General features: G+C 68.0%; 17 protein-coding genes. 9 read left to right on the forward strand and 8 right to left on the reverse strand.

The window, feature by feature from the left end; all coding sequences use genetic code 11:
* Positions 1–27: 27 nt before the first annotated feature.
* The 3 genes from QZH52_RS11785 to QZH52_RS11795 all read right to left on the reverse strand — a co-directional run bounded on the left by QZH52_RS11785 (position 28) and on the right by QZH52_RS11795 (position 1,998).
* Complete coding sequence (locus tag QZH52_RS11785; RefSeq protein WP_301808474.1) at positions 28–273, reverse strand: hypothetical protein; 246 nt, start codon at positions 271–273, stop codon at positions 28–30.
* A 92-nt stretch (positions 274–365) separates the two neighbouring features.
* The gene (locus QZH52_RS11790) at positions 366–869 is read right to left on the reverse strand and encodes a hypothetical protein (protein WP_301808476.1); all 504 of its coding nucleotides are present in this window, start codon (positions 867–869) and stop codon (positions 366–368) included.
* A complete protein-coding gene (locus QZH52_RS11795; protein ID WP_301808478.1) occupies positions 859–1,998 on the reverse strand; it encodes a JmjC domain-containing protein in 1,140 nt (379 codons plus the stop codon). The genes QZH52_RS11790 and QZH52_RS11795 overlap by 11 nt, the downstream gene beginning before the upstream one ends.
* A 14-nt stretch (positions 1,999–2,012) precedes the next feature.
* Here QZH52_RS11795 and QZH52_RS11800 point away from each other — a divergent pair, with 14 nt between their 5' ends.
* On the forward strand, positions 2,013–2,537 hold the full coding sequence (locus QZH52_RS11800; protein WP_286524790.1) for an FKBP-type peptidyl-prolyl cis-trans isomerase: 525 nt from the start codon (positions 2,013–2,015) through the stop codon (positions 2,535–2,537).
* A gap of 61 nt (positions 2,538–2,598) precedes the next feature.
* On the opposite strand, the gene QZH52_RS11805 is transcribed toward QZH52_RS11800, so the two are convergent.
* From QZH52_RS11805 to coaBC, 3 genes are all read right to left on the reverse strand, one after another.
* Positions 2,599–3,090 carry an outer membrane lipoprotein gene (locus QZH52_RS11805; protein WP_286532345.1) on the reverse strand — a complete coding sequence of 164 codons (492 nt, stop codon included), beginning with the start codon at positions 3,088–3,090 and terminating at the stop codon, positions 2,599–2,601.
* Positions 3,091–3,262: 172 nt separating this feature from the next.
* Complete coding sequence (gene dut / locus QZH52_RS11810) at positions 3,263–3,709, reverse strand: dUTP diphosphatase (RefSeq protein ID WP_286532343.1); 447 nt, start codon at positions 3,707–3,709, stop codon at positions 3,263–3,265.
* A 38-nt stretch (positions 3,710–3,747) separates the two neighbouring features.
* Complete coding sequence (coaBC, locus tag QZH52_RS11815; protein WP_301808484.1) at positions 3,748–4,974, reverse strand: bifunctional phosphopantothenoylcysteine decarboxylase/phosphopantothenate--cysteine ligase CoaBC; 1,227 nt, start codon at positions 4,972–4,974, stop codon at positions 3,748–3,750.
* 158 nt (positions 4,975–5,132) lie between these two features.
* Here coaBC and pyrG point away from each other — a divergent pair, with 158 nt between their 5' ends.
* The 8 genes from pyrG (at position 5,133) to QZH52_RS11855 (ending at position 11,261) form a co-directional block, all read left to right on the forward strand.
* Complete coding sequence (pyrG, locus tag QZH52_RS11820) at positions 5,133–6,803, forward strand: CTP synthase (RefSeq protein WP_286532339.1); 1,671 nt, start codon at positions 5,133–5,135, stop codon at positions 6,801–6,803.
* A gap of 82 nt (positions 6,804–6,885) precedes the next feature.
* Entirely contained in the window at positions 6,886–7,743 is an 858-nt protein-coding gene (gene kdsA, locus QZH52_RS11825; protein WP_301808488.1) for a 3-deoxy-8-phosphooctulonate synthase, read from the forward strand.
* Positions 7,740–8,030, forward strand: a complete 291-nt coding sequence (locus QZH52_RS11830) for a DUF1330 domain-containing protein (RefSeq protein ID WP_301808491.1) — start codon at positions 7,740–7,742, stop codon at positions 8,028–8,030. Before kdsA ends, QZH52_RS11830 begins: the two co-directional genes overlap by 4 nt.
* A 19-nt stretch (positions 8,031–8,049) precedes the next feature.
* Positions 8,050–9,333 (forward strand): phosphopyruvate hydratase, encoded by a 1,284-nt coding sequence (gene eno, locus QZH52_RS11835; RefSeq protein ID WP_301808492.1) that lies wholly within the window; start codon positions 8,050–8,052, stop codon positions 9,331–9,333.
* A gap of 21 nt (positions 9,334–9,354) precedes the next feature.
* A complete protein-coding gene (gene ftsB, locus QZH52_RS11840) occupies positions 9,355–9,630 on the forward strand; it encodes a cell division protein FtsB (RefSeq protein ID WP_301808496.1) in 276 nt (91 codons plus the stop codon).
* Positions 9,631–9,650: 20 nt separating this feature from the next.
* Complete coding sequence (locus tag QZH52_RS11845; protein ID WP_301808498.1) at positions 9,651–10,112, forward strand: nucleoside/nucleotide kinase family protein; 462 nt, start codon at positions 9,651–9,653, stop codon at positions 10,110–10,112.
* A gap of 19 nt (positions 10,113–10,131) precedes the next feature.
* Positions 10,132–10,722 carry an NADPH-dependent FMN reductase gene (locus QZH52_RS11850; RefSeq protein WP_286532332.1) on the forward strand — a complete coding sequence of 197 codons (591 nt, stop codon included), beginning with the start codon at positions 10,132–10,134 and terminating at the stop codon, positions 10,720–10,722.
* Between the two features lie 119 nt (positions 10,723–10,841).
* Complete coding sequence (locus tag QZH52_RS11855; RefSeq protein WP_301808501.1) at positions 10,842–11,261, forward strand: hypothetical protein; 420 nt, start codon at positions 10,842–10,844, stop codon at positions 11,259–11,261.
* 4 nt (positions 11,262–11,265) lie between these two features.
* On the opposite strand, the gene hslO is transcribed toward QZH52_RS11855, so the two are convergent.
* Both hslO and QZH52_RS11865 read right to left on the reverse strand, forming a co-directional pair.
* The gene (gene hslO, locus QZH52_RS11860) at positions 11,266–12,264 is read right to left on the reverse strand and encodes an Hsp33 family molecular chaperone HslO (RefSeq protein WP_286532330.1); all 999 of its coding nucleotides are present in this window, start codon (positions 12,262–12,264) and stop codon (positions 11,266–11,268) included.
* A gap of 23 nt (positions 12,265–12,287) precedes the next feature.
* Complete coding sequence (locus tag QZH52_RS11865) at positions 12,288–12,812, reverse strand: gamma carbonic anhydrase family protein (RefSeq protein WP_286532328.1); 525 nt, start codon at positions 12,810–12,812, stop codon at positions 12,288–12,290.
* Between the last annotated feature and the right edge of the window lies 1 nt (position 12,813).

The raw sequence follows: 12,813 nt of genomic DNA on the forward strand, positions 1-12,813 counted from the left end.
GGCGGCCCGCAGAATCGACGACTGCCCTCAGGGCTTGGCCGGCGGCGTCTCGGCGTTTTTCTTCGCAGCCTCGGTCGCCGCATTGGCGGCATCCAGCGCGGACTGCGCATTGGGCGCCGGTGCCGGCGCAGGTGCGGGTGCGGGTGCCGGCGCGGCCGGCGGCGTCACCACGACGGGTGCCGGCGCGACGACCGCGGGCGGCTCGTCCTTCTTTCCGCAGGCCGTCAGCGCGGCGGCAGCCATCAGGGCAGCGATCAACAGGGACTTCTTCATTGGGGACTCCTTTGGATGAAGACAGCAAGGAAAAAATTCTAGACCCGTGCCCCGGTCCCGCGCCCCGATCCGGTGCGATTCGCGGCTTTGGCTTACAAGCCCAGCGTGCTCGCCGGAAAGGCCGGCCGCGCATGCCGCAGGCATTCGTCGATCCGCTCGCGCAGCGCGCGCTGCGCCTCGGGCGTGCGCCCGCAGGTGCCACGCACGTGTTCGAGGTCGACGCGATGCAGGAACCAGTCCGGCGTCCAGATCGCGCTGGGCACCGGCGGCAAGCCCGGACCCTGGCAGGCCCGGGCATCGACGATGTGGCTCCACATGCGCCGCCAGTGCACGAAGCGTGCATGTTCGCGCGCGAAGACGTCGAAACGCTGCGCCAGCAAGACCATGCTGCGCCCGGCCGCGGACCACGCCTGCAGCGCCTCGACGGTGGCGCGCTCGCCCAGCGGCCAGTCGACGAAGTCGGGGTCGGACAGCACGATCTCACGCCAGTTCTGGCGCGCCGCGGCGCCGAGCGCGGCCTGCAGATGGTCATGAAAAGCCCGGCGGCCGTCGAAAGCGCCGTCGGGCAGGTCGACCGCGGTCACGTCATCCGGCATGCAGCCACCCCGCTTCGCACCAGTCGCCCAGCAGCGCCAGCGCATCTTCGCTGGCTCCGGCCAGTTCGCGCGGCCCGAGTGCACGTTGGTCCGCGAGCTTGCGCATCAGCGTGGCGTCGCGGCCGCCGGCACGAAAGCTCTCGCCGTTGATGTAGAGGTGGCGCGCGTCGTAGAGCATGCGGGTGCGGCGATCCAGCATGACGGCATTCCACTGCCCGGGCGCCTCGCCGGCATCGAACCAGACCGTGGGCTTCGGCTCGGTCATCGACTCGCCGAGCGCGCGGTCGATCACCTCACCGTCGCGCACCGCGGCCAGCACCGCTTCGCGCGCAAAGGCCTGCAGCGCCGGCGGCATCGCGGCCGGGTTCGCGAGCGCGTCCTGCGCGGGGTCGCGGTAGTGCACGGCGGCCCTCGCAGGCTCGTCCTGGAGCGCGTCGGCATGGGCCTCGGCGATGCGCGCCAACAGGTCGGCCCCGAGCGGAGCGGCAGCCGGCGAGCGCAGGCCGATCGAGCAGGTCATGCAGTCGTCGCCGACCGCCACGCCGTCGTGCGCATAGCGCGGCGGCAGGTAGAGCATGTCGCCGGGCTCGAGCACGAAGCTCTGCTCGGCCTCGAAGTTCGAGAGGATCTTGAGCGGCACGCCGGGCTGCAGGCTCAAGTCGCGCTGTTTGCCGATCGACCAGCGGCGGCGCCCCTGAGCCTGGAGCAGGAACACGTCGTAGCTGTCGAAATGCGGACCGACGCCACCGCCGTCGCTGGCGTAGCTGATCATCAGGTCGTCGAGCCGGGCGTCGGGCACGAAACGGAACTGTTGCAACAGATCGTGAACCCCCTGATCATGCAGGTCGACGCCTTGCACCAGCAGGGTCCAGCCGGGTTGGTGCAGGCCCGGCAGCGCACGGCGCGCGAAGGGCCCGTGTTTCAGGGCCCAGCCGGACTTGCGATGGCGGACCAGGCGCGACTCGACCTCGTCGCGCGCCGCCAGGTCGAACAGCGCGGGCCGTGCGATCGGTGGCACCATGCCGGGCACGGCCTGGCGAACGAGCAGCGGCTTCTTCTGCCAGTGGCGTCGCATGAACTGGCGGGCGCTGAGGCCGCCGAGCAGGGGCAGGGGTAGATCAATCTCCATGGGAGAATTGTCCAATGGAAATCACTGAACAATGCGTGGTGGGACTGACCTGGACGCTGAAAGATACGCTGGGCGAAGTCCTTGACGTGCTAGACGACCCGGTGGAGTTCCTGGTCGGCGGCGGCGACCTCTTCGATGCCATCGAAGCCGCCCTGCTCGGCCACGAACCCGGCGCCCGGGTGCAATTGCAGCTCGAACCCGAACAGGCCTTCGGGGACTTCAACGACCAGTTGCTGTTCCTCGAGCCGCGCTCGCTGTTCCCGCCCGAAACCGAAGAAGGCATGACCTTCGACGGCGCGGCGCTGCCCAAGGGCGTCAACCCCGACATGCCCAAGGACGTGCTCTACACCGTGAGCGAGATCTACCCCGAGCACCTGGTGCTGGACGGCAACCATCCGCTGGCCGGCATCGCGATACGGCTCGACATGACCGTGAAATCGGTGCGCGACGCCACCGAGGACGAGGTCGGCCGCGGCACCGCAGGCACCGGCTTCTTCAAGATCCCGCCCTCCGCTCCGGGCAACGACCTGCTCCACTGAAGCTGTTTGCGGACGACAAAAAGCCGGGCATGCCCGGCTTTCTGCTTGGTCGCGCGGTCGCTCAGAAGCGGGAGATCTGGCCGTTGTCGATCCGCACGCGGTCGCCGATGCGCAGGTCGCCCGGGCTCGGCACGTCGAAGGCGCGGTAGCCGCCGTTGTCGGTCTGGACCGAGACACGATAGCTCTGGTAGGCGCGCGGCGCTCTGTTGTTCGACTCGACCGCATTGCCGATCAGGGCACCGCCCACGGCACCGGCAATGGTCGCGGCGGTGTTGCCGCGGCCGCTGCCGACCTGGTGGCCAAGCACGCCGCCGACCACGCCACCGGCCACCGCGCCGACGCCGCTCGGGGCCGCGCCCGCACTCTGGCTTTGGACGACCTCGATGTTGGCAACCCGGCCGTATTCCACATAGGGACCCTGCTGCACCGGCTGCGGCGCCTGATAGGGGTAGCTGGAGGTCTGGTAGACCGGCGCCGGCGCGACGCAGGCGGTCAAGGTGGCGAGTGCCAGCATCGAAGCGCTGACGGAAATGAATCGAAATGGGATCTTCATGATGTTGTGCTCCTCAAGCAAATCTATCTGTTCAACGCGGCACAGGCGCGCCGGATGACCTGAAACCGATCGTCGCCGATTGGAGCGCCGCGGCCATGGCCGGTTCCGGTCTTTACGTGTGAGCAACAAATGCCAATCGTTGAAGGCGCCGCCCTACAAGGCGGTGCAGGCGTCAATGCTTGCCGGTCGAACCGTAGCCGCCCTCGCCCCGCTCGCTGGGCGGGAACTCGGCCACCACCTCGAACGTCGCCTGCACCACCGGCACGATCACCAGTTGCGCCAGCCGTTCCATGGGCTGCAGCACGAAGGGCGTGTCGCTGCGGTTCCAGGCGCTGATCTTCAGCTCGCCCTGGTAGTCGCTGTCGATCAGGCCGACCAGGTTGCCGAGCACGATGCCGTGCTTGTGGCCCAGGCCCGAGCGCGGCAGGATCAGCGCCGCGAAACCCGGGTCGGCCAGGTGGATGGCGATGCCGGTGCCCACCAGTTGCCAGCCATTGGGCTCCAGCGTGACCGGCGCGTCGAGGCAGGCCCGCAGGTCCAGCCCGGCGCTGCCGGGGGTGGCGTAGGCGGGCAGTTGGTCCTGCATGCGGGGATCGAGGATGCGAACGTCGACTTTCAATTCGTGTGACCTGTTGCGTGAGATGAAAACGAGCCGGCTCAACGCGAGCCGGCGGAAGGAAGGCGGGCCGCGATCTCGGCCACCAGGTCGCGCGCCAGCTTCAGCTTGGGGGCGCGCGGCAGTTCGCGCACACCCTGGGCGTCGACCAGCAGCAGGCTGTTGTCGTCCTGGCCGAAGGTGAGCGGGCCGATGTTGCCGACCAAGAGCGGGATGCCCTTGCGTTCGCGCTTGGCCTTGGCATGGGCCTCGAGATTCTCGCTCTCGGCGGCGAAGCCGACGCAGAACAGCTGGCCGGCCTTGGCGCGTGCGCCCTGGGCCACGGTCAGCAGGATGTCGTCGTTCTCGACGAAATGCAGCACCGGCGGCTTGCCGCTGCCGTCCTTCTTGATCTTCTGCGCGCTGTGCGACGCCGGGCGCCAGTCGGCGACCGCCGCGGTGGCGACGAAGACCGAAGCCGATTGCGTGGCCTGCAGCGTGGCGTCGAGCATGTCGCGGGCCGATTGAACGTCGACCCGGCGCACGCCGCGCGGCGTCGGCAGGTGCACCGGGCCAGCCACCAGCGTGACCTCGGCGCCGGCATCGTGCGCGGCCCGGGCGATGGCGAAGCCCATCTTCCCGGACGAATGGTTGGTGATGCCGCGGATCGGATCGAGCGCCTCGAAGGTCGGCCCGGCGGTGACCACGACCTGCTGGCCGGCCAGCACCTTGGGCTGGAATTGCGAGATCACTTCCTCGAGCAACTGCTGTGCCTCCAGCATGCGGCCGTCGCCGGTCTCGCCGCAGGCCTGCCAGCCGTTGCCGACGCCGAGCACGCGCGCGCCGTCTGCATCGACTTGGCGCAGATTGCGCTGGGTCGCGGGATGAACCCACATCTCCCGGTTCATGGCCGGAGCGATCAAGAGCGGCACCCGCTCGGCCGGCCGTGCGAGGCACAGCAGGCTCAGCAGTTCGTCCGAGCGCCCCTGCACCAGGCGGGCGATGAAATCGGCACTGGCGGGCGCCAGCAGGATCGCATCGGCCTCGCGGCTCAGGTTGATGTGCGGCATGTTGTTGGGTTCGCGCGCATCCCACTGCGAGCCGTAGACCGGGCGCCCCGACAGCGCCTGCATCGTGACCGGCGTGATGAACTGCTCCGCCGCCTCGGTCATGACCACCTGCACCGTGGCGCCGGCCTTGACCAGCAGCCGGCACAACTCGGCCGACTTGTAGCAGGCGATGCCCCCGGTCAGCCCCAGAACGATGTGTTTTCCGCCAAGTTCTTCCATGGCCGGCAGTGTATCTGTCGCCCCCTGGCTGCGTCACTGCGTGACGCGCCGCCCCCCAAGGGGGTCGGCCGCTTGGGGCGGCCCGGCGCCGGCCGGGGGCAAATCCCCCCGCCTATAATCGACATTTCCCACTTCCCGGATCTGCGTCCGGAACTGGCATGACCAAATTCGTCTTCGTCACCGGCGGTGTGGTGTCTTCCCTGGGCAAGGGAATCGCCTCCGCCTCGCTCGCCGCCATCCTTGAATCCCGCGGCCTCAAAGTCACCCTCATCAAGCTCGATCCGTACATCAATGTCGACCCCGGCACGATGTCGCCGTTCCAGCATGGAGAGGTGTTCGTCACCGACGACGGTGCCGAGACCGACCTCGACCTCGGCCACTACGAGCGCTTCATCACGACGCGCATGCGCCGTGCCAACAATTTCACGACCGGCCAGATCTACAAGTCCGTGCTCGAGAAAGAGCGCCGCGGCGACTACCTCGGCAAGACGGTGCAGGTGATCCCGCACATCACCAACGAGATCCAGGAATACGTCAAGCGCGGCGCCGGCATCGGCACCGCCCACGAGGTCGATGTCGCGATCGTCGAGATCGGCGGCACGGTCGGCGACATCGAGTCGCTGCCCTTCCTCGAGGCGGTGCGCCAGATGAGCCTGCGCATGGGCCCGAACAACTCGGCCTTCGTGCACCTGAGCTACGTGCCGTGGATCGCCGCGGCCGGCGAGCTCAAGACCAAGCCGACCCAGCACACGGCCAAGGAGCTGCGTGCCATCGGCATCCAGGCCGACGCCCTGCTGTGCCGCGCCGACCGCCCGATCCCCGACGACGAGCGGGCCAAGATCTCGCTGTTCTCGAACGTGCCCGAATGGGGCGTGATCTCGATGTGGGACGTCGACACCATCTACAAGGTGCCGCGCATGCTGCACGAGCAGGGCCTCGACGGGCTCATCTGCGACAAGCTGCGCATCAACACGCCGCCGGCCAAGCTCAAGCGCTGGGACGACCTGGTCTACGAGGTCGAGCACCCGAAGAAGGAAGTCACCATCGCGATGGTCGGCAAGTACGTCGACCTGTCGGACAGCTACAAGTCGCTCAACGAGGCGCTGCGCCACGCCGGCATGAAGAACCATGCCCGCGTCAAGATCGACTACATCGACTCCGAGACCATCACGCCGCAAGACGTGGCCCGGCTCGGCAAGTACGACGCCATCCTGGTGCCGGGCGGCTTCGGCCAGCGCGGCGTCGAGGGCAAGATCGCTGCCGCCCGCTTCGCCCGCGAGACCAAGGTGCCCTACCTGGGCATCTGCCTGGGCATGCAGGTCGCGACCATCGAATACGCACGCAACGTGGCCGGACTCAAGGGCGCCAACAGCACCGAGTTCGACCCCGAGACCCCGACCCCCGTGATCGCCCTGATCACCGAGTGGAAGGACAACGACGGCACGGTCAAGACCCGCGACGAGAAGTCCGACCTCGGCGGCACCATGCGCCTGGGCGCGCAGAGCTCCGATGTCGCGCCCGGCACGCTGGCCCACAGCATCTATGGCGACGTCGTGACCGAGCGCCACCGCCATCGCTACGAGGCCAACGTCAACTACCTGGACGAGCTGCGTCGCGCCGGCCTGGTGATCTCGGCGCTGACCCAGCGCGAGCACCTGACCGAGATCGTCGAGCTGCCGAACGACGTGCACCCCTGGTTCATGGGCGTGCAGTTCCACCCCGAGTTCAAGTCCACGCCCTGGGGCGGTCATCCGTTGTTCAATGCATTCATCGCCGCGGCGCTCGAGCATCAAGGCGCGGACAAGAAGGCACTGAAGGTGGTCGCATGAGCGCAGCGCAGGGCCGCCCCAAGCAAGCTCGCACCCCCTCGGGGGGCAGCGCAGTACACGAAGTGACCAGCGAGGGGGTCGTATGAATCTCTGCGGATTCGACATCGGGTTGGACAAGCCCTTCTTCCTGATCGCGGGACCCTGCGTCGTCGAGTCCGAGCAGCTTCAGATGGATACGGCCGGCACGCTCAAGGAGATCACCGCCGCGCTCGGCATCCCGTTCATCTTCAAGAGCAGCTTCGACAAGGCCAACCGCTCGTCGGGCACCAGCTTCCGCGGCCCGGGCCGCGACAAGGGCCTCGAGATCTTGGCCAAGGTCAAGCGCGAGCTCGGCCTGCCGGTGCTGACCGACGTCCACACCGAAGAAGACATCACGGCGGCGGCGAAGGTGGTCGATGTGCTGCAGACGCCGGCCTTCCTGTGCCGCCAGACCGACTTCATCCGCGCCGTGGCGCAGTCGGGCAAGCCGGTCAACATCAAGAAGGGCCAGTTCCTTGCGCCGCACGACATGAAGAATGTCATCGACAAGGCGCGCGCGGCCGCCAAGGAAAAGGGCCTGCCCGAAGACAGCTTCATGGCCTGCGAACGCGGCGCCAGCTTCGGCTACAACAACCTGGTCTCGGACATGCGCTCGCTGGCGATCATGCGCGAGACCGGCGCCCCGGTGGTGTTCGATGCCACGCACTCGGTGCAGCTGCCGGGCGGCCAGGGCACCAGCTCGGGCGGCCAGCGCGAGATGGTGCCTGTGCTGTCGCGGGCCGCGGTCGCGGTCGGCGTCGCGGGACTCTTCATGGAGACCCATCCGGATCCCGCCAAGGCGCTGAGCGACGGCCCCAACGCCGTGCCGCTCAAGCACATGAAGGCGCTGCTCGAGACGCTGGTGGCGCTCGACGGCGTCACCAAGAAAAACGCATTCCTGGAGGACATCTTCCAACAATGAGCAGTGCTTACATCATCGCCAACGTCGAGGTGACCAACCCGACGCAATACGAGGACTACAAGAAGTGGTCCTCCGAAGCCATGAAGGTCCATGGCGCCGAAGTCTGCGTGCGCGGCGGCCAAGTCGAGGTGCTCGAGGGCGACTGGCATCCCGAGCGCATCGTGATCCTCAAGTTCCCGAGCGTCGAGCAAGCGAAGAAATTCAACGACTCGCCCGAGTACGGCAAGGCGCGCGCGGCGCGTCAGGGCGCGGCGATCATGCGCATGATCGTCGTCCAAGGTATCTGAACCTAGAGAAAGAGCAAAGATGAGTGCAATCGTAGACATCGTCGGGCGCGAAATCCTCGACAGCCGCGGCAACCCCACCGTCGAATGCGACGTGCTGCTCGAATCGGGCACCATGGGCCGCGCGGCCGTGCCCTCGGGCGCATCGACCGGCTCGCGCGAAGCCATCGAGCTGCGCGACGGCGACAAGGGCCGCTACCTGGGCAAGGGCGTCCTCAAGGCGGTCGAGAACATCAACACCGAGATCTCCGAGTCGGTGCTCGGCCTCGACGCCAGCGAGCAGGCCTTCCTGGACCGCACGCTGCTCGACCTCGACGGCACCGAGAACAAGGCCCGCCTGGGCGCCAACGCCACCCTCGCGGTGTCGATGGCCGTGGCCCGCGCCGCGGCCGAAGAATCCGGCCTGCCGCTGTACCGCTATTTCGGCGGCATGGGCGGCATGCAGCTGCCGGTGCCGATGATGAACGTCATCAACGGCGGCGCCCACGCCAACAACAGCCTCGACCTGCAGGAGTTCATGATCATCCCCGTGGGCGCCAAGAGCTTCCGCGAATCGGTGCGCTATGGCGCCGAGGTGTTCCATGCGCTCAAGAAGATCCTCGGCGACCGCGGCATCAGCACGGCGGTCGGCGACGAAGGCGGCTTCGCCCCTAGCGTCGAAAGCCACGAGGCGGCGATCCAGCTGATCCTCGAAGCCATCGACAAGGCCGGCTATGTGGCCGGCGAGCAGATCGCCCTGGGCCTCGACTGCGCGGCCAGCGAGTTCTACAAGGACGGCAAGTACGTGCTGGCCGGCGAGAACCTCAGCCTCACGGCCGAAAGCTGGACCGACATGCTGGCGAGCTGGGTCGACAAGTACCCGATCATCAGCATCGAGGACGGCATGCACGAAGGCGACTGGGACGGCTGGAAGCACCTGACCGAGCGCCTCGGCAAGCGCGTTCAGCTGGTCGGCGACGACCTGTTCGTCACCAACACCAAGATCCTGCAAGAGGGCATCGACAAGGGCATCGCCAACTCGATCCTGATCAAGATCAACCAGATCGGCACCCTGACCGAGACCTTCGCGGCGATCGAGATGGCCAAGCGCGCCGGCTACACCGCCGTCATCAGCCACCGCTCGGGCGAGACCGAGGACAGCACCATCGCCGACATCGCGGTCGGCACCAATGCCGGCCAGATCAAGACCGGCTCGCTGTCGCGCTCGGACCGCATCGCCAAGTACAACCAGCTGCTGCGCATCGAGGAAGACCTCGGCGACGTCGCTTTTTACCCGGGCCGCGGCGCCTTCTACAACCTGCGCTAGTCCTCGCGCGGATCCGGCGCCATGCGCTCACGCATCGTCCCGATCATCCTGGTCCTGTTGCTGCTGATTCTCCAGTGGCAGCTCTGGACCGGGCGCGGCAGCGTGCGCGACGTCGCGCAGCTCCAAGAGAAGCTGGCCGACCAGAAGGAGGCCAACGCCAAGGCGGCGATCAACAACGAGCGGCTCTCCGCCGAGGTCAATGACCTCAAGGAAGGGCTCGAGATGGTCGAGGAGCGGGCCCGCCAGGAGCTCGGCATGGTCAAGCCCAACGAAGTCTTCGTGCAGATCACGCGCTGAGGGCCGGCGCGGCCGATCGCATGACGCCCGACCTTCCCGCAGGCAGCACGATCGCCCTGATCGGCGCCGACGGCACCGGCAAGACAGCGCTGGCGGGTGCGCTCGCGCAACGGCTGCGACAGCAAGGCATCGCGGTCGTCGACGGCCCGTCGATCCCCATGGCGCTGCCGCGCGCTTGCGCCTTCACGCTGCTGATGGGGCTGGATCTTCCTGTGGCCGACACCGAAGCCCTGCAGCGACAGGAGCAGGCGGACGCGCTGCTGCGCGCCGCGCTGGCCGCGGCCCGGCTGCCGTTCGCCGTCGTTCACGGCCGCGGGCCCGAGCGCCTCGCCAGCGCCCTTCGGGCGCTCGGCCTGGGTGGCGCGGAACCGCCCCGCCGGGCCGCCGCCTGGTCGTGCGACAAGTGCTCCGACCCGGCGTGCGAGCATCGGCTGTTCACCGACCTGCTTCGCCGGCGGGCCGCAGCCGGCACCGATTCATGAAGACAACGGGGAAGACGCAATGAGTGACAAGATCCTGGTGTTCTACGGCTCGTACCGTTCGGACCGGATGGGCATCCGCCTGGCCGACTACCTGGTCGCCGGCCTTCGGGCGCGGGGCGCCGAGGCCGAACTGGTCGACGCGATGCAAGTCGGTCTGCCCATGCTCGACCGCATGTACAAGGAATACCCGAAGGGCAGCGCGCCGGCGCCCATGGAGGCCCTGGCCGAAAAGATCCGCAATGCCGACGCCTTCGTCTTCGTGACCGGCGAATACAACTGGGGCCCGCAACCCGGCCTCAAGAACCTGACGGACCACTTCCTCGAAGAGTGGTTCTGGCGCCCGGCCGCGGTCGCCAGCTATTCGGCCGGGCGCTTCTCGGGCGTTCGCTCGGGCACCGTGTGGCATTCGATCCTGTCCGAGATGGGCATGGTCGTCGTGTCGAGCACCCTCGCGGTCGGTCCGATCTCGCAGACGCTCGATGCCGACGCCAGGCCGACCGGCGGCGCGGGCGAAGCGCTCGATCGGTCGTTCGTGCGTTTCGCCGACGACCTGGCGTGGTGGACCGAGGCGGCGCGCGCGCAGCGGGCGAAGAAGGCGCCGCCGTACTAGCTGCCACCGGCCGCTGCAGCCGCTCCCGCACGTGACAGGATGTCAACGCTGTCCACCGGGGCCGCCGCCGGGACGTTAGGACTAACATGGGCGTTTTCGCGCCCCTTCCGGAGACTTCCTTGATCTTTCATCGCGCCGCATTCGCCAACCGGGTCGCTTCGGCCGCCGTCGTGGCCGCCGTCCTGTCGCTGGCCGCGGCCGCCCATGCCGAAGTCAATTTTTCGATCGGCGTCGGCGGCCCCGTCTACGAACAACCGGCGCCGGTCTACGTGAATCCGCCGCCGGTCTACTACCAGCCCGCCCCGCCCGTGTACTACCAGCCCGCGCCGCCGGTGTATTACCAGCCGGCGCCCCCGGCGTACTACCAGCCGCCGCCGCCGCCGGCCTACTACCGCCCGGCGCAGCCCTACTATCCGCCGGCGTCCGCGGGACGTCCGAGGCTCAGCGACATGCAGCAGCGCGCGCTGGACAACTGCAGCCTGCTGGCCCCGCGCGAGCAGGGAAGGTGCCGGGCCACGGTCCTGTCGACCACCCGCTAGCGCCCTACTGAACCACCGCGCTTCCCGGCATCTGGTCGCCCGGTGCCGTGAAGATCTGCGCCGCATCGACCGCGTCGAAGCGGTACTGCTTGCCGCAGAAGTCGCACCCGACCTCGATCTCGCCGCGCTCGGCCAGGATGCCCTCGGCCTCCTCGATGCCGAGCCCGCGGATCATGTTGGCGACCCGCCCACGGCCGCAGGTGCAGGCGAAATGCGGTCCCAGCAGGCCGGCCTGCGGTTCGAAGCGCAGCAGTTTTTCTTCCCAGAACAGCCGCCGCAGGATGGTGTCGACATCGAGCGTGAGCAGTTCTTCGCGGGTCAGGCTGGACGCCAGGATCGAGATCCGGTTGTAGTCCTCGTTGCGCCCGATCTGGTCCTCGTTGGCCTGGTCGTGGTCACTGGCCGAAGTGCCTTCGAGATTGCCCTCGCCCTTGACCGGCAGGCGCTGGATGAGCAAGCCCGCGGCCACCTTGTCGTCAGCGGCCAGCACCAGCGTGGTGTCGAGCTGCTCGCTTTGCAGCATGTAGTGCTGCAGCACCTCGCTCAGGCGCCCGAGCTTCTCGCCCTGGTCGCCGAACAGCGGCACCACGCCCTGGTAGGGGGTGGCGCCCGGCAGCTTGTCCTTGGGGTCCAGCGTGATCGCGCAGCGCCCCTTGTTGCTGGCGTTCACCATCTCGGGCAGCCGGGCATCGGCCGGCAGGTCGCCGACCACCTTGGCGGTGGCGCGCAGGCTCAGGTCGGGCTTGGCCTCGGCCACCGCGATCTTGACCGGTCCGTCGCCGAAGATCTGCAGGATCAGCGCCCCGTTGAACTTGATGTTGGACTGCATCAGCGCAGCCGCCGCCGTCATCTCGCCCAGCAGTTCGGCCACCGGCGGCGGATAGGCGCCGGTGGTGGTGTTCGACGCCCGCCGCGCCAGGATTTCCTGCCAGGCGTCGGTCAGGCGGACGATCATGCCGCGCACCGGCATGCCGTCGAACAGGAACTTGTGCAACTCGCTCAATGGGAACTCGCTCTCCCGCCGTGTCAGGCGATCTTCTTCAGGCCCTTCGCGAAGCGATGGGCGTTTTCAACATAGTGCTCGGCGCTCTGCCGCAGCTTGGCGGCGGCCGCATCGTCGAGCGTGCGAACCACCTTGGCCGGCGAGCCGATGATCAGCGAGTTGTCCGGAAACTCCTTGCCCTCGGTCACGACGCTGCCGGCGCCAACGATCGAATTGCGGCCGATCTTCGCGTTATTCAAGACCACCGCCTGGATCCCGATCAGCGAGTTGTCGCCGACGGTGCAGCCGTGCAGCATGACCTGGTGCCCCACCGTCACGTTGTCGCCGATGGTCAGCGGGCAGCCGACGTCGGCATGCAGCACCGACAGGTCCTGGATGTTGCTGTTGCGCCCGATGCTGAGCACCTCGGTGTCGCCACGTATCACGGCGCCGAACCAGACGCTGGCGTTCTCGGCCAGCTTGACGTTGCCGATGACCTGGGCGCTGTCGGCGACCCAGGCGCCGTCGGCCAGTTGCGGCGCCACGCCGTCGAGTTCGTAGAGGGCCATC

It is taken from the genome of Variovorax ginsengisoli, assembly GCF_030486595.1.
Taxonomy (GTDB): domain Bacteria; phylum Pseudomonadota; class Gammaproteobacteria; order Burkholderiales; family Burkholderiaceae_C; genus Variovorax; species Variovorax ginsengisoli_B.

Bases quoted from the DNA above. Each gene is read 5' to 3' on its own strand.
- QZH52_RS11785 (WP_301808474.1), bottom strand. From the start codon at position 273: ATGAAGAAGTCCCTGTTGATCGCTGCCCTGATGGCTGCCGCCGCGCTG.
- QZH52_RS11790 (WP_301808476.1), bottom strand. From the start codon at position 869: ATGCCGGATGACGTGACCGCGGTCGACCTGCCCGACGGCGCTTTCGAC.
- QZH52_RS11795 (WP_301808478.1), bottom strand. From the start codon at position 1,998: ATGGAGATTGATCTACCCCTGCCCCTGCTCGGCGGCCTCAGCGCCCGC.
- QZH52_RS11800 (WP_286524790.1), top strand. From the start codon at position 2,013: ATGGAAATCACTGAACAATGCGTGGTGGGACTGACCTGGACGCTGAAA.
- QZH52_RS11805 (WP_286532345.1), bottom strand. From the start codon at position 3,090: ATGAAGATCCCATTTCGATTCATTTCCGTCAGCGCTTCGATGCTGGCA.
- coaBC (WP_301808484.1), bottom strand. From the start codon at position 4,974: ATGGAAGAACTTGGCGGAAAACACATCGTTCTGGGGCTGACCGGGGGC.
- pyrG (WP_286532339.1), top strand. From the start codon at position 5,133: ATGACCAAATTCGTCTTCGTCACCGGCGGTGTGGTGTCTTCCCTGGGC.
- kdsA (WP_301808488.1), top strand. From the start codon at position 6,886: ATGAATCTCTGCGGATTCGACATCGGGTTGGACAAGCCCTTCTTCCTG.
- QZH52_RS11830 (WP_301808491.1), top strand. From the start codon at position 7,740: ATGAGCAGTGCTTACATCATCGCCAACGTCGAGGTGACCAACCCGACG.
- eno (WP_301808492.1), top strand. From the start codon at position 8,050: ATGAGTGCAATCGTAGACATCGTCGGGCGCGAAATCCTCGACAGCCGC.
- ftsB (WP_301808496.1), top strand. From the start codon at position 9,355: ATGCGCTCACGCATCGTCCCGATCATCCTGGTCCTGTTGCTGCTGATT.
- QZH52_RS11845 (WP_301808498.1), top strand. From the start codon at position 9,651: ATGACGCCCGACCTTCCCGCAGGCAGCACGATCGCCCTGATCGGCGCC.
- QZH52_RS11850 (WP_286532332.1), top strand. From the start codon at position 10,132: ATGAGTGACAAGATCCTGGTGTTCTACGGCTCGTACCGTTCGGACCGG.
- QZH52_RS11865 (WP_286532328.1), bottom strand. From the start codon at position 12,812: ATGGCCCTCTACGAACTCGACGGCGTGGCGCCGCAACTGGCCGACGGC.